The following is a 21,658-nucleotide window of genomic DNA, read 5'->3' as shown; positions in this document are numbered from 1 at the left end:
AGTCTCTTAGTTGTTAGCCTACTTCATTAGGAAAATAGAGAAGAGCTAAACTGGTTCGATGGAAAAATATAAATTTCAAAAGGTTTTCTAAGAGCTTCACTTTTTCACGATTTGGTTATAATTAATTAATATTCAACTATTTACCTATTTTCAAAAATACACTTTTTCTGAGTTAGGCTGTATCTATAAAAGAAAAGGCCGCCATCGAATTTACGTAGCAGCCTTGATAGAGTATAGGGTTTATTAGCTATTCAGCCTCAACCATTACAGTAACCTTAGCTGAAAGAGCCTCGATGAGATTTTCCAGCGTCTTAAGACCAAGTTTGCGGGTACCTTGCTCGATATTCCCAATGACTGGTTTGGGATAGCCGATGGCCTCCCCTAGCTCTGCCTGGGTCATTCCTCTGAACTTCCTCAAAGCCGAAACCAGAGTTGGTATTCGTTCGACCTCGCAGGAAATTTTGAATTTGCTGCCATTAAGAGAAGCAATGAATTCTATCAGATCATCGGTCCCATCAAACCAGGCAGCCGTTAGTTTGCCTGGTTCTAATTCATAATAAACGAGAAAGTTAGGGTTTACCTCAACTTCTTCAATTTCTAGAGCAGGGTAATCTGTCGTAGGAAGAGGCACGGCGGTACCAAGTCCTCCGCTCTGCATACGTTCTTTTAGTGTTGACATGTCATTAGGCGTCGTTTAGGTAAACTTCTAGTCCTATAATTTGCCCATTAAATTTTCGTGGGGATATCTTCATTACGATAAACGAAGATGGTGCCCTAAACAATACTTCGTCTTCTTGAGGATAGTGAGCCAATTCTTTAATATGGCGTCCTAGCCTAGACGAGATAATAAACATCACATTACCTCCAAATTTAAGTGCCACTCCTTTTGATCTGGAAGTACTGGTAAAGGCAGGAAATGTAAGTAATCGGTTCTGCTTGAGATAACTAATATATCCAATCAGATCTTCCTGCGGAATTGCAATGGATCTGTAAAACTCTCCTTCGATTGGAGGTAGTTTCGATAATGCCTGATTCAGTAAATTAATACCGGCTTGGATACTAGCCGAAACTTCGGTTCCTGAGTTTAGTGGATAGTTTAGATCACGGTATCTTTCTTTTGTGTACTCGTAGATCGCTGAGAGTTCTTCTGGCGATAAAGACATGGTCTTGAGTTAAAGATTATAGTCTGCATACATCGAACGTTTTATGTTCCTGATAAAAATTAGTCAAACAAAAATAATACTTATTTATATTACTTAAAACAATTAGGTAATATAAATAAGTATTATTTCAAAATTTCCGTTTCGAGGTTACGTGTCGAAGGGCTTGTTGCTCTGTTTCCGCTTCCCTAGGTACTCTATTTTGAAGCATCTATTTATCAAGATCAGATCGCAGGAAGTACATCAGCTTACCACTGGGTTTATAGTATAGTAAGGAATCATGCGGGTGCAGGTCATATTCCGGAGAGTACCCCGGGCCAGCCCTGTGCACCAGGATGCTTCCTCTACCGTCAGAATACGCTTATTATAGTATTCCGGGAATTCGGGTTTTACGGTTTGCTTTTTCATAATCTGATAAGTTTAAAGGCTTGAAGGAAAGTTAGAGAGAATCCCACTCACCTTCAAGCCTTTAAATAAATACTACTTACTTTAGAAAAAGTTAGTGCTCCTTACTTGACGTTAAGTAATGGCACTAATTTCTCCGCCATTCGCTCATAACCCGTTTCGTTGGGATGTAGCCCATCCGTAAAAAGTGTCTCATCAATTTTGCCATTAGCAAGTAAAAGTGCCTTACCCGGTTGCGTAAATAACACTTGTTCATCGCCCGCCGCTTTTGCTAGCTGAAGATTTAATTCCTCCAGGCGACTTTCCTGGTTTCGACGCGGTAGGATGCCAATCAGTACAATTCTTGCTTTCGGCTGTTTCCGCCGAATGGCCTGTATCAAAAACCGGAGGCCTTCCACAATCTCTTCATTTGTGTTCCATTCCAGGTTATTGGTGCCAATCATTACGGCCACTGTGTGGGGCTGATAACCGTCCAATTCACCGTGATACACCCGCCAGAGCACATTTTCAATCCGGTCCCATCCAAAACCAAGATTCTGAACCCCTAAAGGCTCCATGTATTTAATCCAGGTTTTAGGACCATTGGAACGTTCGCTCAGCGGTTCTCCTCCCCAGAAATGTGTGATGGAATTTCCCAGAAAAACGATCGGTGGTTTCTCTTGCTTCAACCGCTTCAAAATAGCCCGATGGCGAGTTTCATAATTATAAAAATCACGACTTTGGGGAATGGGCCTCGTCGTAGAAATACTGCCTTGCGGTTCATTCCAAATCATACGAATCTTTCGCTGGTAAGCATCCGCGTAGGCCTGCATGCCTAAATCGGAAGGGTGCGTTCCATCCACCATCGCATCGTTACTCAGGTTAATCTCAGATTTTGACAACAGATATAATCCCTCAGGAAAACTGGCTTTCAATTCCTGATAAGCTTCCTGTAAAATCGCATTTACCTGAACGACATACTCATTTCGAAGCAGATTCATGCCCGCATCCGAATAACCCGCGTGTTCGACTACTAATACGGGCACTTGGGGGTGCTTCTGTTTCAACGCCTTCACCGATTCCACGATTCTCTTTCTGATTTCTTCGGGAGCAATCCCCACACTGGCCACCAGATTAGGCAAGCAGTCCAGCACAAACAGCCGGGCATCGATTTCATTCACATAGTGCAGTACCTCTTTCTCAAGTCGTCCATTTCCCGAAAAACCCAGGTTAATAAGCGGATGGTCCAATTGCCGTTCGAGAATTGAGGTCCAGGCCATGCCGGGACGGGATGCACAGGCTCCCTGAGCAATGGAAGTGCCGTATACCACCATCGGCTTCTCTTCTCTCAAGGCCAGCGGCGTTAACTTTTCCTGTTCAGGAACACCAATTTCCAGCCATTCTACCGAATTATAAAGGGGCAGATACAACCTGAACTCCTGCCCTTTAGCCACGCTTTTGAGGTTTGAAAATTGATAGGTAATGGTATCTCCAAAGGTGTATTTTCCACCACACCAGGCAAAAGCTCCATGCGGATCACGGGCGTATAAATCCACTCCACTAACCCCTGTAGCGGGCATGTGCGGCAAACCCGGCTGCTTTTTGCCTACGGTATACCTGACCTTAATTTGGGTAGCATTACTAATAAAGCGAATGAACATTCCCGCCGATTGTCGCGATAAATCCCAAACGGGCAGACGGACCTCTTTTTCAGCCGAAGCAGGTAAACGATCGTAGAACTTCTGTAGCCCCTTAGACCAGCCCTGGCCTTCAATCACTGGAAATGAATGACTGGCTGGATTCCACCAGGAAATTTTAGACTGAGCCTGAACGGCAAGGTTGAAAAACAGAAGTAAGACTAAGGAAATTTTATGCATAGAAATCAAAAGTCAATCGTAAGAATTACCTCAAACCGATCAAAATAAATGCGAACGTTTATTCTTAGAGTCTCCAATTTTAGCAATATCTAATCATTTATCAATGAAAATAGCTCAACGCGATGTCATTTATCGAGCAAACACTACCATTCATCGAATAAATACCTTACCGGCTTCAATTATACACAAGTTTGTATTACATACTCGCTAATTACTCCGCTCATGCTCCGCCATTTCTTACTTATCACGCTAGTATTAACTTGTTTCCTAAGCTCTGCCGTACCTCCCAGAGAAATGCATTTGCCTTTCGGAATGAAGTTCGGAATGAACGCTCAAGAGCTGACTCAGGTACTTGGTAAAAAAGTTATTTCAGAGTCTAAGGATGAGTCAATCGAGTATAAAGGAGTTGTATACCAGAATCGACCTGCGATCCTGAAAAGTTATTTCAAAAACAACCAGCTTTATATGGTTTCTATTGAAATGCAGGCGAAGACAGATATACAAGCGGATTTTAACCAATGCAAGCAGGAGTTAAGTACGCATTATGGTCAAGCATCTAAAGAGTCCGGTTTTGATGCTCGTTTACAAGCCGCTACCTGCCAGTGGAATTATAAAAACGGCTTTTCTACATTAGTATTAGCAGATCAAACTCTTGAGGTTTTTTTTGTAGATACTTCTGATGTATTGACTGCACAGGTTACGCATTAGACATTCCCCCTTTTATTGCTATACGAAGCCAGTAAGAAACCTCTTACTGGCTTTTTTGTGCTCTTTACGCTCCATGCCTTTGATTAATTTGAGGCTTAAGTAACTACCTTAGTGTTTCTAGTACTCAAACTTTATAGATTTTACAGACTTCCCTAAGCCTTATGTCATCTTTAACGCAAGAAAAACCCAGCCTCAAAACTCAGCTGAAATCCATTGTCGGAGGGTCTATCGGCAACATGATAGAGTGGTACGACTGGTACGCTTACTCGGTATTTTCGCTGTATTTTGCCGGATCATTTTTCCCGAAAGACAACGAAACTGCTCAGTTATTAAATACGGCTGGAATTTTTGCCATCGGCTTTCTCATGCGACCCGTTGGCGGCTGGATTATGGGAGCCTATGCGGATCGTAAAGGTCGGAAAGCGGCTTTAACCCTTTCGGTTTTATTAATGAGTGCGGGTTCATTAATGATCACGTTTGTACCGAATTATGAGAAAATTGGCCTCGCGGCTCCGCTCATTCTCGTGTTAGCCCGAATGATTCAGGGAATCAGTATTGGCGGCGAATACGGCACTGCCGCCACGTACTTAAGCGAAATGGCTCCGCCTCATCAGCGGGGATTTTATTCCAGTTTTCAGTACGTATCAACCACGATGGGTCAGTTAATTGCTTTGGCAATCCTATTGGTGTTGCAACGATTTTTATTGACCGAACAACAACTCAGCGACTGGGGCTGGCGAATTCCCTTTGGGATTGGAGCTATTCTGGCCGTGTCAGCGATATACCTAAGAAAAGAAATTTCCGAGACCGATTCGTTTCAACAAACACACGTCAAAGCCGAACAGCGGGGTACATTCAAAGAATTGCTACGCTACAAACGCGAATCTTTGCTGGTGGTGGGGTTTACTATTGGCTTAACCGTAGCCTATTATACGTTCACTACGTATATGCAGAAATTTCTGGTAAACACGGCGGGCTTCAGCAAAAACGAATCCACTACAATTACCGTCATAACCCTCATTTTATTCATGCTCGTACAGCCCTTATTTGGGGCATTAGGCGATAAAATTGGGCGTAAGCGACAAATGATTATTTACGGCAGCATTGGGGTTTGTACCAGCATTCCGATTTTAACCTGGCTCGGTGAAACGCAGAATTTCTGGATGGCCACGGGATTAATTACCCTTGCTTTGCTCATTACCAGTTTATGCACGTCGATTTCGGCCATTATTAAGGCCGAAATGTTCCCAGCGAACGTGCGTTCGCTGGGGGTTAGTTTTCCGTATGCTCTGGCCGTTGCTCTTTTTGGCGGAACCGCCGAATACGTGGCTTTACTTTTCAAAAATGCAGGTCACGCTCATTGGTTTTACTGGTATCTGACGGGCTGTCTGGCCGTTTCGCTGATCGTCAGCATTAACATGCGGGATACCGAGAAACACTCGCAGATGAGCGAATCCTAACGTACGGCATCTCTTTTCAGTACGAAGTAATAAACCGGAATTCCCAGTAAGATGATTCCCAAACCTGGTAAGGTGTATTCTGCTTCAAAAATTAGTAATAAGACGGCTAGGGTTGCTGCTACCACCACATAAATGGCGGGCAAAAAAGGGTAACCAAACGCCTTGTAGGGACGGGCCATATCGGGCCTTTTCATTCGCAGAATGTAGATTCCCAGAATCGTCAGAATATAGAATAGCAATACCCCAAAAATAACCAGAGCCAGCAGGCGGTTATATTCGCCCGTCAGGCATAACAAACTCGCCCAGGCACACTGAATCCAGAGGCTGTAGGCGGGTACCTGCTTTTCATTTAATGTTCCAGCCTTCTTGAAAAACAGACCGTCTTTTGCCATGGTATAATACACACGAGCCCCCGACAGAATCAGTCCATTGTTACAACCAAAGGTCGAAATCATGATCATAATTGCGATGGCAATGGTGCCGCCTGAGCCAAAAATGTAATCGGCAGCCACCACCCCTACCCGGTCATTCGGAGCAAAGGCAATCTCTTTCAACGGCACTACCGCCAGGTACATCACATTGGTAGACATGTACACAACGGTTACGATAATCGTGCCCAGCAGTAGACTTAGTCCAATGTTTCGTTGAGGATTTTTTACTTCCCCGGCAATGGAAGTAATAGAGTTCCAGGCATCGCTGGAGAACAACGTGCCCTTCATTGAAATCGCGATGGCTCCCCAGAAAGCCAGCCCGGTAAGAGCCGTTTGCTGAAGCTGACCATTGTCCAGCGTAAGGTTGGAAAGCGTCCAGGCGTTCTGCCAGTTTTGCTCCCAGATTTCAGCTTTTGCCCCCCAGATAAAACCGGCAATAGTTAATCCAATGAGTGAAATAATTTTGACACTGGTCAGAAATGTCTGGAGAAATACACCATTTTCAACGCCACGGCTATTAATATACGTCAGCAAAACAATAGTAATAATAGCCACTAGCTGAGCGGCCGAAAACTGAAAACTTCCTAAAGCAAAAAGGATCTGTTTTTCACTAAAAGCCGGAATGAGATAGGCCGTAAATTTGGCGAACGCGACTCCAACGGCGGCAATCGTTCCGGTTTGAATAACCGTAAAAAAAGCCCAGCCGTAGAGAAAGCCGATTAGGGAGTTGTAAGCTTCCCGCAGGTAAACGTATTGCCCGCCCGCACCGGGAAACATGGCCGCTAATTCTCCGTAACTTACGGCAGCGATAATGGTAACCAGCCCCGCCAGTAACCACATAGACAACATCCAGCCAGCCCCGCCGACGCTACGGGTAATTTCGGCACTTACAATAAAAATTCCCGAACCGATCATCGATCCGGCCACGACCATCGTCGCATCTACTAATGTTACCCGAGGCTTAAAGCCGTTTTCGTTTGTTTGTGAAGTCATTCGTACAGTAAAGGCTCAATGGTTAAGCTGATTTTTCAAATCAAAGTCTTTCTGTAAAGAAAACAGCTTTGCTCGATTTTTAAAGTATTTAGCGATGAAACCTTCTATATCGGAGGGATGTGAGTAACACTTGTCGAGTAACTCCTTGCTTGTCATTCAAAGTAACTCACCCTTACCGCTGCCGGCTTTTTCACGGGTAGCCTGTGTTAATAAGTGCAATGCCGCTGCCAGCAAAAAGGCTGGCAGCGGCATTGCACTTATTTGGCTTCAAAAATCAGACGACGATACTTATCCTGTTCGTTCGCGTTCGTAATATGAATTTAAATTCTTACCGCTACCAGCTTTTCCGCTGGTAGCATGTGCCAGTAGATACCAAAGCTAATTGCGAAATTGCATAGCACGCTTAACTGGTGCGAGATTCCATCTCGTTCCTATCCTATACGGCAGGTTCCCACCTGCCCTTATGCTCCATAACGTTGAAATTCGTAGACTCTTTCCTCAGCCATTCGCGACTGTATCGTGGACGAACACATGTGTTGGTAAGTAGCTAAAGCTGCCAGCAAAAAGGCTGGCAGCGGCTTTGCACTCATTTGGCTTCAAAAATACTTCTTTCCTTATATCAGGCCTTTTTATAAGCTTATCCAGAGCTATTCATTCTTATTGCTGGCAGCGGGAAAGCTGGCAGCATATGCCGATAGATAGGTAACAAAGCTTCCAGATAACTCAGCCAGCTTTTCGCAGCCCCAAAAATCGCTACTAATTGACCTTCCTTCTCCCCCCTATATGGGATAGACAAGTGACTTTCTCGGGTTATCTTTGTTAATCCTAATCCCTGAATTATATGGCCATCCGAGTGTTAGTTTACGAAGACAATCTGGCTCTTCGGGAAGCCCTGACGGTACTGATTTCAGATGCTGAAGACTGTATCCTGGTCGGAGCCTTCGGTGACTGCCTTCGGGCCAACGAACAGGTTTACCGACTGCAACCAGAAGTGGTTTTGATGGATATTGACCTTCCCGGACGCGATGGCATTCAGGCCGTATCGAGTATTCGTAGAGAGTTTCCTTCGGTGGAAGTAGTCATGCTCACCGTTTTCGATGATGATGACCGGGTTTTCCGAGCTTTGTGTGCTGGAGCCTCGGGTTACCTTCTTAAACAAACCCCTCCGAATCAGTTACTGGAAGCCATCCGTTCCGTACGTATGGGTGGGGCTCCGATGTCACCGAGCATTGCCCGAAAAGTCATCCAGACTTTTCCTGCCCGTCATACATCCGCAGCGGACTTAGACCAACTAACCAGCCGCGAACGACAGATTTTACATTACCTGGCACAGGGACTTAGTTATAAACTGGTCGCCGCAGAATTAATGATTAGTCTGGAAACCGTACGAAGTCATATCAAACGTATTTACGAAAAACTTCAGGTTCACTCCGCTACCGAAGCTATTGCCCGGTATCGTCCTATCTCGTAGAGATACCCCCCTTTTATGGGATTGTAGGAACCTTTGGAACTGATCACATTTGTCTTGGTAATCAAAGAGCATTAAGTCGCTTTAGTATCGTTCAACCTTCTATATCAATGCTTTCTCCCTAAGAGGCTATCCTAGAGGTAGTCTCTTAGTTTTGGGGTTGATTATCAATGGTTAGTAACCACACGCCATGAAATTTGTAAAAGCGTACCACTTTCGGGAGAACTCGTCAAATTATAAGTAGCCCCCATTTGCGAAGCTCTTTCCCGAATATTTTTCATACCCAGACCGCTGACTTCCAGCGTAGAATCAAATCCAATTCCATCATCTTTTATATGTAGGGTTACGTCATTGACGTCAACATCCAGATTTACCCAAACCTGATCCGCCCGGGCGTGCCGAAGGACATTTGTCAGGGCTTCTTTGACGATCAGGTGTAACTCCCGACGCTGGCGTTCGGATAATCCCAGCGGCTGGCTAGATTCAGGAATTTGAATGAACAAACGAGTCGATGAATCAGCAAAGAGCGAATAGGCAGTTTCCTGAATTCGTAAGCCAATGTTTAGTAAAGAGTCGCTGGAGGAGTTGAGCGACCAGACAATTTCCCGCATACTGTCCATCACCTGACGGGCACTGTCGCCGATTCGGCTGAGCCGTTGCTGCACTCGTTCGTCATGAACCAGAGGCACAATCGTCTGACTTAGAATATTAATACTGCTCAGGTGCGAACCGATCTCATCGTGTAGATCGCGAGCAATTTCATCACGAATCCCATTCAGCCGCGATTGCTTGCGTTCGTTTTCCTGTAACTGCTCAATCAGTTGAGCCTGTACGGCAATTTTCTCCTGCTCGGTTCGGTAATTGGTATATCCAATGCCGGAAGTAAAAAATAAGACTTCTAACACCACGCCGCCCTGAATCCAGACGCTTGGGGTCATGTACGGCGTTACGCCCATGACTAAAGCCACAATACAGCCCAAAATAAAGAAAAAGGACCCAATGATAAAGTAGGGGGTAACGACGTTTCGGATTCTTAAAATCCGAGGAATGACGTATAAGCCAATGGCTGCCAGTATGAATCGGCTGATGGAATAAAATGTACTTCTGATGTTGGCATCGGCTTTACTAGCCCACAAGAGGGTATCCAGTGCTACGGCTCCAATCAGGAATAGCTCCATCGCCCGTAGAAACTTTAAACTAATGGGATCAAATCTGGGCAAATTCATTAATAAAATGATGAATCGCATGTAAAGTAAAAAAGCCAGCGATTCGAACAGCAGCACTATATAATTAGTACCGGGTTTATACGAAGGAAGGTGGTAACTGGCTTCATTCAAGCGGCAGGCAATGGTAATACAGAGGATATAAAGGGCGTATAAAGAATAGATTTTTTTCCGCTGTTGTACGAACAGTAATAACATGTATAGAAACATCATCAGCAACATTCCATCCATAAACAGATGCAACTCTGAAAACGTAATGGAAAGCTGTCCCATACCTTCGTCTTTGTTCTTAAAACCACCCGAATAAACCGTAATTAACACCTAAAGCATTAGTAATCCCATTTCTTGTAAACGTTGAGCCACCTTTCAATAGTAACTGATCGATCGAATGTTACCTTTTACTTATTCTCATCAATCATAAAAAAATGGTCTCAGAAAATAGTTTCTAAGACCATTTACGGTATTTTTTATAGTTCGGATTACCTCTTACGTTTCAGGTTCTTTGGACCGCTTGAACTAACTAAATTTAGCCGTTAAAAACCATACTACCCAAAAACCAATTCCCAACACACAGATGGCGTTTAAACTCATGGTATAGATCCGAACCTGAACAGCCTTGGTTACTTTTCTACTGCCGTGTACTTTCAGGTAACAATGAATTCCTAAAACTATACAGATTAAAATAAAGTAGTTGCAGTTTTCTGCTAGGAAAGTGAGCATAAGTATGTTTTTTAAGTTAGGTAAGCTCATGGGTAGAGCGGATAAACAAAGATAAAGACAAGTTGATTCTGGAAAAACTCTCTTCACCATTTTAACATGTAGATGTTTACTTTCTTTCCTTAATAGAGCAAGCAAGATAACCTTGTATAAAGGTTCGCTTCTCAGCTAAAAGCACATGTAGCTTATCCCCATTCTCTTCTGTCATCCAGAGCAAAGCGAAGGATCTTACTAGAGTCAGGTAAGGAGTTAGTTTTAGGAAAGTGCAGATGGGTCGCTCTAAAGCCGTCCCATTCCAAAAGAAGTTCTCTCACTTCGTTCGAGATGAAAGGTCATGAGGGAGTTTAGCTAAAAGATAGCGATGCTTACCCAAACATCAACCGGAGCATGAACAAATGCTACTGTTACCGCTACCAGCAGAAAAGCTGGTAGCCTTTCTTTTTGCACCCAATACCTCCCTACTACCTGTCATCCAGAGCGAAGGACCTTACTTACCTTCCGAATATCTACTAGCAGAACCGCTTAGTTATCTTCATACTTATTCGTAGCTCTAAGATGACTTGGGAGAAAGAGAAACGGCACACTGTTTATAGCTATTAGTTGTAATTTCAATCAGACTACGTATATAAATTTACGTTATTATGCTTTCCATACTATCCTATTAGCTGAAGCTTCGCAAAGTATACATTATAACTATATTACCATATAATATTTTGATATAATGATTTTCAATAAAATATAACCTACTTCATCGGTAGTAAAAGGCAATTTTATTACTTTACCTTTCTGACTTTGTTCTATTAATCTGAATTGAAAATGTTATCGAAGTTTTACCTCCCCCTGCTGGGGCTGGGCTTGAGCCTTGGTTCGGCCCTTGCTCAGCGTCCTTTTTCGGATCAGGAAGTCAAGGCGATGCGTGCTCAGGCCAAACGCATTGAAATTATCAAAGATACATATGGTGTCCCTCACGTTTACACGAAAACGGATGCTGATGCTGTTTTTGGAATGATGTACGTGCAGTGCGAAGAATTTTTCGAAAAGGTGGAAAACTCGCTCATTAGTCGCACGGGTCGTCTGGCTGAAGTAGAGGGCGAGGCAGCTTTAATCCGCGACCTTTGGTCGAAGATGTTCATTGATTCTACGCAGGCGAAAGCGTATTATCAGCAATCACCTGAGTGGCTACGCAAGCTTTGCGACGCCCACGCCGCCGGGATCAATTATTACTTGATTACTCATCCTCAGGTGAAGCCCAAGCTCATTAAACGGGTGGAACCCTGGATGAATCTGATGAATAACGTGCCCGCTATGACGGGAAGTAACGTTTCGGAAGCAGACTTCAAAGCCTTTTACCTGAAAGATACGCATGCCATTCCGGGCCGGAGTTTTACAGCCGAACCTCCCAAAAACGATGGCTCTAATGGCTGGGTACTGGGACCGTCCAGCACCAAAAGCAAAAAACCGATTTTGCTTATCAACCCCCACTCGGAATATTACGGTCGAATTGAAATTCAGGTGGTAAGTGACGAAGGCCTGAATTCGTATGGAGCACCATTTCTGGGACAATTCTCTATTTTTCAGGGCTTCAACGAATATTGTGGCTGGATGCACCCGGTATCCCTTTCCGATGCGAAAGATCTTTACGCCGAGGATGTGCAGTGGAAAAATGGGAAGTTGATGTACAGGTACGACGGTGCCTGGAAAAACGTGGATAGCACCCTTCACGAAATTAAGTACAAAAAAGGCGATGGCTTTGCTACTAAAAAAGTGGTTACCTATCGCACGCATCATGGCCCCATTGTCTACGCCACCGCAACGCGTTGGGTGTCTCTGAAAACGCACGAGCCGAATATTGATTTACTAGCCATGCATTGGCTGAAAATGAAGGCGAAAAACCTACAGGAGTTCACCGAGGCCATGAACAAGCGAGCCATGGTAGGCAGCAATGTGCTGTACGCCGATAAAGACGGGAACATTGCGTACTGGCACGGGAACTTCGTTCCTAAAAAGAATCCAATTCTGGATTGGAAACGCCCGGTAGATGGCACTACTTCCGCTACAGAATGGCAGGGAACGCACGAACTTTCCGAGATTCCCCATTACCTTAATCCTACAAATGGCTGGCTACAAAACTGTAATTCTACGCCTTTATACGGTGCGGGAGAGTTATCGCAGGAAATCCTGAAACTTCCGGCCTACATGCACCCTGATGGACATACGCCCCGGGCGGTTCATGCCGTCAAAGTATTAACCCCTTTGAAAGAAGCGACGATGGATGACGTCGTGAAAGCGTCTTACGATCATTACTTACCCAGCGGAGAGCGTTATGTACCCAGTTTGATTGCGGCGTATCACACCTTAACTTCGGACTCTCTGAAATCCTTGCTAAAAGAGCCGATTGACGTTTTGAAAACATGGGATTTCAAAACAGATACTAATTCCATCGCAACTACACTGACGGTTCACTGGCTGGAGAAAATCATTCAACTGGACATGGCTCGCCTGCCCCGCCCAATTACGACCGAAGAGCAATATTCATTAACGAATGGAGCTGCGATGACAACGGAATTCCTTTCAGCCCGTGAACAGGTTATGGCTTTGGCTCAGGTAGTTGAGGAGCTCAAAAAAGAATACGGCACTTGGGAAGTTACCTGGGGCAATGTCAATCGTTTTCAACGCACCGACGGTGACCCGAGTGACGATAAACCCAGTTGGGCCGTGCCTGCAACACCCGGTTTCATGGGTTCACTGAATGCTTACGTCAGTCGCAAAATGCCTCAAACACACAAACGCTACGGTGTGACGGGGAACACCTTCGTGGCCGCCGTAGAATTTGGTGATAAGCTACGGGCTAAAACTATTCTGACGGGTGGTTCCAGCAGTGATCCGAAATCTCCACATTATACCGATCAGGTTCGCGGGTATATCGATGGTACTTATAAGGAAATTTATTTTTACAAAGAAGATGTATTGAAACACGTTGAGAAAAAATACCGCCCCGGCGATAAATAATTCAACGTTTTCCCGGAATTTCCTTTTTGGTAAGCTGGTAATTGCTTCTACTGTTTGAAAGGTGACGGCACTTCTATCATTTCCAAAAATTTAACTAACGTAGAGACGCGATTAATCGCGTCTGGGTAAGAGGCGATTTTTATTATCAGTCATTTACGCCCATTCATAGCCAGACGCGATCAATCGCGTCTCTACATTTTTCTAGGTTTTTGTCGCTTGCCGAAATAGCTAAACGCTCGGTCTTTTACCTAAGCTCTATCGCTGCCCTTCAGGATGAAGGCCTTAGGGAAAAACTGAATAATTGGGTTAGTTTTAAATTCATTTATTCGTCTCTCACTGCGTTCGAGATGGTAATGTGAAGTAAGACTATCTCTACTCTCTCTTGTCATCCAAAGCGAAGCGAAGGACCTTACTTACCTTTTCAAACTTACTTGGTCATGAAATAGCTTTCATAAAATAAAAGCCGACGTATTCCGCAGAAGGTCTCTCACGTCGTTCGAGATGACAGGGTTTGAAAGATTATTGATGCAAACGCTTACCCTAATCATTTTCTGTAGGTACTACTATCCAGCAAAACTTACCAGCACTTAACATTTATCGTAAAATATACTTTTCATCGTTTAAATACCGTGTACTGTCATTGCTTCGTTTGAACGTCAACAATGGTGGAGGCCTTTTTTATAATCCTTACTTGCTATGAGATATTCCTATGATCTTACAATTATCCTTCTGTATTTCTAAATAGGGCGTACCTCCATCATAATCAGCTCCTTTATTGAGAGTTCCTTCTACAATCCATACTTTATTATCAATCAGTTTGGCTTTATAAGGTTTTGTATTTAATACATTTTCTCCATATACATTAAGCCATATTATTTCTGCAATCTTAACGGCTGTTGTACTGTCTGGAATTAACCCGTCGCTTTCTTTCCATTCTCTAGCTGCATTTTTTTGCTGACAGCCAGCTAATAGTATTGTCACTATCACTAGTATTTTAATAAGATTGCGTTGCATAATGTGTTTGCAATGAAACATAACTATTCTTTTGCCCAGCCTGAATAAGTGTTCGTTTCATTTACTTAATGCTTACTTAAGCTCTTCAAACTTTGAAGCACTACCAAATGTGTAGAAAGGCTTTTTATCTAAATCTTTTCAACAAAATACATCTGTATTTCGCCTTTTCCTTTGGCGTTGATACTGCCCCGAAGTTGAAACGTAAAGTTTTTGTCGTCTTTTAAGAGATGAAAGATGGCTTCGCTTACATTTACCTTTCCTGGCTCGCCATTACTCTCCATTCAACTAGCCGTGTTTACCGTATCGCCCCATACATCATACTGAAATTTCTTAACGCCTACGATACCCGCTACTACAGGACCGCTGTGGATACCAATACGCATTTCAAAAGCTGGCTTGTCGTTGATTTCATTTTCGAGTTTTCGATGTTTAATAAACTCTTGCATCTCCAATGCGGCCAAAACGATGTTTCGGGTAGAAGCCTGATCCTGATTTGATAAATCATCCTGCTTTTTTCATAAAGTCGAAACGTTTCTTCATAATTCCCCTGATAGTAATACACCAGAGCCATTCGATTGATACTGTTTCCCACGTTACGCTGTAGGTTCAGTTCCTTGTAAATAGCCTGTGTTTGCTCGAAAATGGACTTTGCCTGCGAATACGCACCTGTGTCTAACAGCCGATCCCCTACCCTAAATAGACTATCAGCCTGTTGTTTTTTAGAGTCATCAACTGATACTTTTGATTGAGCAAATACAGGTTCTGAGACAATCCATGCAAACCCTATAAAAACGCAAAGTCGGTAGAAATAGGTCACGGGAAGTACTTTTAAATGACGAAGTATCTATACTAAACTAGTCCATACACCACCACGTTACTAACTACAAAGGTGGTTTCGCGACTTTTATCGTGATAGGGGACAAAATCAAAGGTATTGGTTAACTTTAAAAAGCGGCCAGTATTCAAAAAGTTAATGTGATATTCTTAGTAACTGGTTATGTTTTGAAGTATCAGCACTTGAGGTTTAAGCGAACTACGTACGAGCATGCATATCGTTTTCCTTTCAGTAATGGCTACTTTTCCCTGACTCATAAGCTATTTCCCCCAGTTGGACAAAATCAGATCAAGCCTTAAGGAGAAGAAAAGTAGGTTTGAATCGTTCAACAAAAAGAGTCAAACCTATGCGGTTCCTATGCTGCTTAACTTTTTCGCTTTTTCCCTTCTGTAATTTATGGGCTCAGTCAGTTGCAGAAACTACCCCATCGCTCGCAGGGTCGAGCCGCATACGAATTATATTGACTGACGCTACAAAACAACCCCTATTCGGAGCCACGGTGCGGTTGCGAGCCTGGTCAGATTCTACTAGTCAAATCGCTATTATTACCGACACGGCGGGTGTAGCTCAACTAAGCCTACGGTCTGACATACCCTATGAACTGAACATAACCGCTCTGGGCAAAAAAACAATTACGCAAGGTATCCGACTGACTAACGCTCTATCTACTTTTCGGTTCACACTGGAAGCCGAGGCCAAAACCTTGCCTTCCATAACTGTTACAACCCGAAAAATTCTTATGCAACAGGAGGACGACAAGACCATCATTAACCCAGAACTTATAGCCAATAGCAGCACCAACGCCTTCGAGCTACTGACCAAAACACCCGGCTTATTTCTGGATCAGGATGGCAATGTTTACCTAACGAGTGCAGTACCTGCTACGATTTACATAAATGGACGGGAGCAGCGGATGAGTGCTGAAGACGTGGCTACTCTGCTGCGAAGCCTCCCTTCGAACAGCATTGAACGAATAGAAATCATGCGAACGCCTTCGGCCCGTTATAATGCCTCTAATGCTGGTGGAGCGGTGAATATTATCCTCAAAAAAGGAATCAAACTAGGTCGGACCGGTAGCGTAACTACCACGATGAATCAGGGACGATTAGGCAATCAGAGTATTGGGTTTAGTTTGAACGACGGCACAGGCAAGCGAACTACTTACCTGAATCTAAATTACAACCGACGAAATAGTTATGACCTGCTTATCAGTTCGCGTCAATTACCCGGCAAACAAACCATTCGCCAGCAAGCCTATAACCGCAGCCCTGGAGAAGCCTTCTTTGCTGGTTATGGCCTGAATTACCAGCTAAATCGGCACTGGGACATAAACCTTGATGGACGAACGAATTACGGATTTACTAACCCCATTGCTACTAACAGTACTCAAATTCGAACAGCAGAGAGCGGACAACTTTTGATTGATAATTTTAATAACGTTCAAAATAAAGGACGGAACGGATCTCTGACCCAGGGCTTATCAAGCCGCTATAAACTTGATTCACTAGGTTCAGAAATTACCACTGATTTTTCGTACAGTTATTTGAGTAATCACACGAATCAGGATTACCAGACGGAATACAAAATTCCGACAGCTCTACCCTCAAAGGGCGAAGGTACTTTTCTAACCGGGCGGCATCTGGCGACCGCTAAGCTAGACTGGATTCAAAAGTTACGTCATAAACTCACGCTTGAGGCGGGCTTACAAACCAGTAACCAATGGTTTTCCAGTAAAACTAACTATTTGACTGTTCTCCAAAAGGCTCGTCAGCCTGATCTTTCTCGTACAAACATCTTCGATTATACTGACGGTATCCATAGTGGCTATCTACAAGCCGCTAAAACGTTTGGTAAGTTCACGGTGAAAACGGGGCTTCGCATCGAACATACCCATATGAAAGGTCACCAGCGTGTACCTACGGATACGACCTTTCAGGTTCGACGCACCGATTTCTTTCCCTATCTATACCTAAGTCAACCCGTGGTGTCTATCGCTAATTTTCCCGTTCAAGCCTCGTTCATTTACCGCCGATCCATTACCCGACCGGGCTATGATCAGTTAAATCCAGCGATCCGCTACATAGATCAATATCTTTACGATACGGGCAATCCAGCCTTACAACCCCAGTTTACTCAGAACGTAGAAGTCAACCTAAACGTAGCGAATCTACCGATTCTGGTTATCGGACAAAACCATACGCAGCAGATTTTTTCTAGCGTACTCTATCAGAACCCTGCCCATACCAATATCGCTTACCGAACCACTGATAACATCGGTCAAAATCGGGAAACGTATTTTCGAATGTTGCTCGGCATTCCTCCCGGTGGCCGCTACTTCTTTGTGGTCATTAGTCAGTACAACCATAATCAGTACGCCGGGCAATATGAAGGCCAGCCCCTTACTTTTAGCCGCGGATCATGGACGCTGCTAAGCTATCACCAGCTCGACCTTGATAGTCGCTCTACGCTTCAGGTTAATGGGTTCTGGTCTATTCATGGACAACGGCAGTTTTATGAACTCGGCAATTTTGGCACCGTCGATATGAGCATCAACCGCAAGTTTCTTACTAGCCGACTACTAATTACGCTTTCGCTCTCCGATATGTTCTACACCAACCGCAATACCTTCGTCCTGAATCAGGGAAATATCCTGGCCGAAGGTTCTCGAAGGGGCGACACACGCCGGGTAGGTTTCAGCGTACGATATAACCTTGGACTAAAAAAACAGCGGGAAGAAAGCGTAAATCCATTTAGTTTTGATGGTCTCAACCAGTCGAAATAATGAAAATTAAACAGAAACCTTTTCGTAAACCTACCCGCTCTGACTGGATACTGATTGGCATTCTCTGGCTAATAGCGTTCCCGTTTATGGTGGTGGGAAACTGGGAACGCCCCTGGTGGTTTATATTAATTGGCTGGTTAGTTAACGTAGCTACCCATACCGGGCCAGTGCTTGTAATGGTATACGTTTTATTTCCAGTGTTTCTCGTTACCCGGCGGTATGGGCTGCTATTCCTGTCAATGCTGATTGTACTGCTGATTTTCGGTTTGTTTGACCAATTGTTTATCTGGCAATGGTATCATGCCAACCAGCCGTTTCAATGGTTCAGTGTATTGTACAGTTTTGTAAGTGTTTCTACCCAGGCCGGGGTACTTGCTGCGGTTCTGACGGCCAAGCATTTCTATGAAACCCAACAACGGCTGATCAGAATAGAAAAAGAACGTACTGAGGCTGAATTACGGCACCTGAAAGCACAGATTGACCCGCACTTTTTATTCAATAATTTGAATGTACTGGGAGCTTTAATCGAACGAAATCCTAAGGAGGCGAGTGCCTACTTGCACCGATTTTCAGCCCTGTATCGTTACCTCATCCGGCATAGGGACGATGATGTGATAACGCTGGCTGACGAGCTGGCCTTTCTCAACGATTACGTATACCTGATTCGACAACGCTTTGGCCGTGCCTACGAAATCCTAACAACTGTACAAATTCCTGATACACTGGTAGTACTGGTATTGCCTGGTAGCTTACAATCCCTGGTTGAGAATGCCGTCAAACACAACCGCAGCAGCGAAGGTGATCCGTTACTGATTGAATTAATTGTCAACGATGAAACAATCGTGGTGCGGAATGAACGACGGCCCAAGCTTACTCCCATCGAATCGACGGGTACGGGTCTGCAAAATTTACAGGCCCGTTATGCACTATTATCCGATAAAACCGTACTGGTGAAGGCCACCCCTACCGAGTTTGTGGTTACCTTGCCCCTCCTGCGACCTGTGGTTGCCGAATTGAATAATCCGTTTACTGTTACTCCTTTGTTACCTTAACCGTGACCATTGTTTTACTTGAAGACGAAGCCATAGCCGCCCGTCAGCTTGCCGATTTATTGGCACACTTATTACCCAGTGCTCGTATCCTGGCCATCCTGCCCAGTGTTCAGGAAGCCATCAACTGGTTCTCTGAAAACACTACTCCTGACTTACTTTTTTCGGATATCGAATTACTGGATGGTAATGCGTTTGCTCTTTTTGATCGGGTACAAGTAAGTTGTCCCATTATTTTCACTACGGCCTACGATCAGTTTTTACTGCGAGCTTTTCAGGGAAACGGGATTGCTTACTTACTCAAGCCATTTACCGAACATCAGTTGCAGCAGGCTCTGAACAAATATATGCTTCTACGAACGTCGCTGACCCCACCTCTACCCATACTAACGGAGACCATTCTGAACCAACTCAGGGATGCACTTCGTCCTGCCCAGGCCAACTACCGCCAGCGTTTTGCGGTCAAACTCCGCCAAGGCATTCACCTGCTGGACATTAACGAAATTACTTACCTTCAGGCTGATGAGGGTATAATTTTTGCCTTTGACACGAAAGGACGAAAATACCCACTGAATGGAAGTCTGAATGAACTAGAGGGGAATCTCGACCCTGCTCTTTTTTTCCGGCTTAATCGGTCGGAAATGATTCATATCCGCTATATCGTCCGACTGGAACCTTATTTTAATGACCGGCTGGCTGTGTGGATCGTTGGCAGAGCTGAACCGCTCATTAGTAGCACCGCACGCACGCCTGATTTACGTCGGTGGGTTGAAGAGTAGCTGTCTATAACTAACGTTCTTATAAAGATTACCTCTTGAATTGAACCTTGGCTCATCTATTGGGGCCTTTTGAAAACTTCATCAACCAAATATACAAATCTCTTTCCTCTTAGTAATTAACTGATAAATAGAGAGTCCTTTTTTCTAATAGCTGATTATGCAATTCTTTAGCATAAAAAGCAGGATCATTTTTGAATATAGATTTTATTTCCCGAGCATGAGGCAAATAAAAATAATAAGCCTTACCATCCTTAAATGTAATTGAACATCCAACTATTTGAGCCCTTATTTCTTTAAACATGGTAATATCATATACTTCCTGTTTGAAAAGATCACGTAAGTAAATTTTACCGTTTTCATAGTATATTTCTTTATACATATTTTTAGAAAATAACCAATAGCATATATAGAGTATTATTAATAGTATCAATAACTCTATATAAGAGAAATTAAAACATAAATAAATGATATATATTACTAGAAATAAAGAAACCATCATACTACCTATCATTTGTCCAAATCTAATTCCTTGTCCACTTATTTTTAAATAATCATTCATATAAGCTATAGATTACAAGCACCTATACATTAAGTAATAATGGTCTCTTAGAGAAACTGATAAATAATAGCTATTTTACAATTCAATTTTCGTAGAAACTCTTTTGACTGAGAAAACCAGTTCCAGAAAATAAAACCTAAATCGCTAAATAACCCAGTCAGGGTCGAACTGATAGGTATGTATAGCATCCTCTGTTCTACAGGGTGAGCATACCCTTGTATCCTTTACTTTTTCTATCCAAAGCTCATTACCCCATTCATCTATAAACCAAATGGTGGCAAATCTCTTGTTAGTTCCAATCCTACTGAAATTGCAAATTCTTGACCCGTAAAGTCGAATGGTACTTTACGGCCTTGACTAAATCATAGTAGGATTACTTAGGGATACTAGTAATACGGTGATCACTTTTTTATTTGTTAAGTCAATACTTAAAAACCAAATAACTAACCACCAAAGGAGTATAAGTACCATCATTGATACGATAAGCCCCATTTGCTCCTAGCTTTTTGCAGTCTTTAAATAATTGGTCTTTCACATACTTATCATTGTCCATACCTGCGTTACCATTAATTATTAAAGAAACCACGCCTAATCGTTCTATATTTTGAGGAATATCTCTTTCCAATAGAAAAACAGTAACCGAAGATGTATCTACTTTTGAGCTATGTGTTACCTGAGAATAAGGTTTGATTCGTGAAGTAACGCAAGAAGCAAAGCCCATACTTAGGGCTATTGCGAGTATGGAAAGGTTGATGTATTTTCTTTTCATGGCTGGTATTTTTAAGGTTTAGAATTGCGTAATATTTTCTTGATTAAAACAATCTGGCCTAAATGGTAATGGGTATGTTCAATCATCCCGTGAAGATTGCGGTAATATGTTCCGTATTTCTCATCCACAAAAGTCTTTTGCCAAGCCTCCTCCGGCATTTGTAGTACTAATTCAGCTAACGCATCAACATCGATCCAAATTTTATTAACCAGATTTTCCCAGTCTTCGGATGATTGAATGGGCGGATGATCAAAACTAAATTTATCACTTGCATTAATATCAGTCCTCGGAAGACGCGTAATATAGCAGCCACGTAGTAGTGCACGTGATAAATTAAAGCAACAATTGTGTTCAGATCATAAACTTGGGTAGTGGCCTGCTCCCAACTTACATCCGCAAGCTGATCTCTTAGATTCGAAAAGGTCCAATTACCCCCAAAAT

Annotated in this window: 16 protein-coding genes and 1 pseudogene; 7 read left to right on the top strand and 10 right to left on the bottom strand. The window is 43.3% G+C overall.

Annotation, left to right across the window (positions count from 1 at the left end; translation table 11 throughout):
* Positions 1–247: 247 nt before the first annotated feature.
* The 4 genes from QE390_RS22115 to QE390_RS22100 form a co-directional block, all read right to left on the bottom strand.
* Positions 248–679: a helix-turn-helix domain-containing protein gene (locus tag QE390_RS22115; RefSeq protein WP_307143909.1), complete on the bottom strand. Its 432-nt coding sequence runs from the start codon at positions 677–679 to the stop codon at positions 248–250.
* A 4-nt stretch (positions 680–683) separates the two neighbouring features.
* Positions 684–1,163, bottom strand: coding sequence for an ADP-ribosyltransferase (locus tag QE390_RS22110; protein WP_307143908.1), 480 nt, complete (start codon positions 1,161–1,163; stop codon positions 684–686).
* Between the two features lie 240 nt (positions 1,164–1,403).
* On the bottom strand, positions 1,404–1,568 hold the full coding sequence (locus QE390_RS22105) for a hypothetical protein (protein ID WP_307143907.1): 165 nt from the start codon (positions 1,566–1,568) through the stop codon (positions 1,404–1,406).
* 101 nt (positions 1,569–1,669) lie between these two features.
* Positions 1,670–3,421: an SGNH/GDSL hydrolase family protein gene (locus QE390_RS22100; protein ID WP_307143906.1), complete on the bottom strand. Its 1,752-nt coding sequence runs from the start codon at positions 3,419–3,421 to the stop codon at positions 1,670–1,672.
* Between the two features lie 294 nt (positions 3,422–3,715).
* On the opposite strand from QE390_RS22100, the gene QE390_RS22095 reads away from it, so the two are divergent.
* Together QE390_RS22095 and QE390_RS22090 are read left to right on the top strand one after the other, a co-directional pair.
* Complete coding sequence (locus QE390_RS22095; protein WP_307143905.1) at positions 3,716–4,129, top strand: hypothetical protein; 414 nt, start codon at positions 3,716–3,718, stop codon at positions 4,127–4,129.
* Positions 4,130–4,290: 161 nt separating this feature from the next.
* A complete protein-coding gene (locus tag QE390_RS22090) occupies positions 4,291–5,589 on the top strand; it encodes an MFS transporter (RefSeq protein WP_307143904.1) in 1,299 nt (432 codons plus the stop codon).
* Here QE390_RS22090 and QE390_RS22085 read toward each other — a convergent pair.
* On the bottom strand, positions 5,586–7,013 hold the full coding sequence (locus QE390_RS22085) for an APC family permease (protein ID WP_307143903.1): 1,428 nt from the start codon (positions 7,011–7,013) through the stop codon (positions 5,586–5,588). The genes QE390_RS22090 and QE390_RS22085 overlap by 4 nt on opposite strands.
* Positions 7,014–7,854: 841 nt before the next feature.
* Between QE390_RS22085 and QE390_RS22080 the strand changes: the two genes are divergently transcribed.
* Positions 7,855–8,484, top strand: coding sequence for a response regulator transcription factor (locus QE390_RS22080; protein WP_307143902.1), 630 nt, complete (start codon positions 7,855–7,857; stop codon positions 8,482–8,484).
* Positions 8,485–8,648: 164 nt separating this feature from the next.
* Here the strand turns inward: QE390_RS22080 and QE390_RS22075 are convergent, their stop codons facing one another.
* Positions 8,649–10,025: a 7TM diverse intracellular signaling domain-containing protein gene (locus QE390_RS22075; RefSeq protein ID WP_307143901.1), complete on the bottom strand. Its 1,377-nt coding sequence runs from the start codon at positions 10,023–10,025 to the stop codon at positions 8,649–8,651.
* 1,212 nt (positions 10,026–11,237) lie between these two features.
* Between QE390_RS22075 and QE390_RS22070 the strand changes: the two genes are divergently transcribed.
* The gene (locus QE390_RS22070; RefSeq protein ID WP_307143900.1) at positions 11,238–13,430 is read left to right on the top strand and encodes a penicillin acylase family protein; all 2,193 of its coding nucleotides are present in this window, start codon (positions 11,238–11,240) and stop codon (positions 13,428–13,430) included.
* A gap of 687 nt (positions 13,431–14,117) precedes the next feature.
* Here QE390_RS22070 and QE390_RS22065 read toward each other — a convergent pair.
* On the bottom strand, positions 14,118–14,444 hold the full coding sequence (locus QE390_RS22065) for a YbbC/YhhH family protein (RefSeq protein ID WP_307143899.1): 327 nt from the start codon (positions 14,442–14,444) through the stop codon (positions 14,118–14,120).
* Positions 14,445–14,572: 128 nt separating this feature from the next.
* A pseudogene (locus tag QE390_RS22060) lies at positions 14,573–14,926 on the bottom strand (adenylate/guanylate cyclase domain-containing protein); the annotation flags it as partial.
* Positions 14,927–15,739: 813 nt separating this feature from the next.
* Between QE390_RS22060 and QE390_RS22055 the strand changes: the two are divergent.
* The 3 genes from QE390_RS22055 to QE390_RS22045 are packed head-to-tail and all read left to right on the top strand — an operon-like array spanning position 15,740 to position 19,889.
* Positions 15,740–18,061: an outer membrane beta-barrel protein gene (locus tag QE390_RS22055; RefSeq protein ID WP_307143898.1), complete on the top strand. Its 2,322-nt coding sequence runs from the start codon at positions 15,740–15,742 to the stop codon at positions 18,059–18,061.
* Positions 18,061–19,113, top strand: coding sequence for a sensor histidine kinase (locus QE390_RS22050; RefSeq protein ID WP_307143897.1), 1,053 nt, complete (start codon positions 18,061–18,063; stop codon positions 19,111–19,113). Before QE390_RS22055 ends, QE390_RS22050 begins: the two co-directional genes overlap by 1 nt.
* A 2-nt stretch (positions 19,114–19,115) precedes the next feature.
* A complete protein-coding gene (locus QE390_RS22045; protein ID WP_307143896.1) occupies positions 19,116–19,889 on the top strand; it encodes a LytTR family DNA-binding domain-containing protein in 774 nt (257 codons plus the stop codon).
* Positions 19,890–19,998: 109 nt separating this feature from the next.
* Here the strand turns inward: QE390_RS22045 and QE390_RS22040 are convergent, their stop codons facing one another.
* Positions 19,999–20,448, bottom strand: a complete 450-nt coding sequence (locus QE390_RS22040) for a hypothetical protein (RefSeq protein WP_307143895.1) — start codon at positions 20,446–20,448, stop codon at positions 19,999–20,001.
* A 421-nt stretch (positions 20,449–20,869) separates the two neighbouring features.
* Positions 20,870–21,217 carry a hypothetical protein gene (locus tag QE390_RS22035; RefSeq protein WP_307143894.1) on the bottom strand — a complete coding sequence of 116 codons (348 nt, stop codon included), beginning with the start codon at positions 21,215–21,217 and terminating at the stop codon, positions 20,870–20,872.
* Positions 21,218–21,658: the final 441 nt, after the last annotated feature.

The organism is Siphonobacter sp. SORGH_AS_1065 (assembly GCF_030818595.1).
In the GTDB taxonomy this organism is placed as follows: Bacteria; Bacteroidota; Bacteroidia; order Cytophagales; family Spirosomataceae; genus Siphonobacter.
Note: the sequence above shows the minus strand (reverse complement) of the source record. Positions and strands in the feature narration are given on the sequence as shown.

Coding starts and splice junctions, on each gene's coding strand:
- QE390_RS22115 (WP_307143909.1), bottom strand. CDS start 679: ATGTCAACACTAAAAGAACGTATGCAGAGCGGAGGACTTGGTACCGCC.
- QE390_RS22110 (WP_307143908.1), bottom strand. CDS start 1,163: ATGTCTTTATCGCCAGAAGAACTCTCAGCGATCTACGAGTACACAAAA.
- QE390_RS22105 (WP_307143907.1), bottom strand. CDS start 1,568: ATGAAAAAGCAAACCGTAAAACCCGAATTCCCGGAATACTATAATAAG.
- QE390_RS22100 (WP_307143906.1), bottom strand. CDS start 3,421: ATGCATAAAATTTCCTTAGTCTTACTTCTGTTTTTCAACCTTGCCGTT.
- QE390_RS22095 (WP_307143905.1), top strand. CDS start 3,716: ATGCATTTGCCTTTCGGAATGAAGTTCGGAATGAACGCTCAAGAGCTG.
- QE390_RS22090 (WP_307143904.1), top strand. CDS start 4,291: ATGTCATCTTTAACGCAAGAAAAACCCAGCCTCAAAACTCAGCTGAAA.
- QE390_RS22085 (WP_307143903.1), bottom strand. CDS start 7,013: ATGACTTCACAAACAAACGAAAACGGCTTTAAGCCTCGGGTAACATTA.
- QE390_RS22080 (WP_307143902.1), top strand. CDS start 7,855: ATGGCCATCCGAGTGTTAGTTTACGAAGACAATCTGGCTCTTCGGGAA.
- QE390_RS22070 (WP_307143900.1), top strand. CDS start 11,238: ATGTTATCGAAGTTTTACCTCCCCCTGCTGGGGCTGGGCTTGAGCCTT.
- QE390_RS22065 (WP_307143899.1), bottom strand. CDS start 14,444: ATGCAACGCAATCTTATTAAAATACTAGTGATAGTGACAATACTATTA.
- QE390_RS22050 (WP_307143897.1), top strand. CDS start 18,061: ATGAAAATTAAACAGAAACCTTTTCGTAAACCTACCCGCTCTGACTGG.
- QE390_RS22040 (WP_307143895.1), bottom strand. CDS start 20,448: ATGAATGATTATTTAAAAATAAGTGGACAAGGAATTAGATTTGGACAA.
- QE390_RS22035 (WP_307143894.1), bottom strand. CDS start 21,217: ATGAAAAGAAAATACATCAACCTTTCCATACTCGCAATAGCCCTAAGT.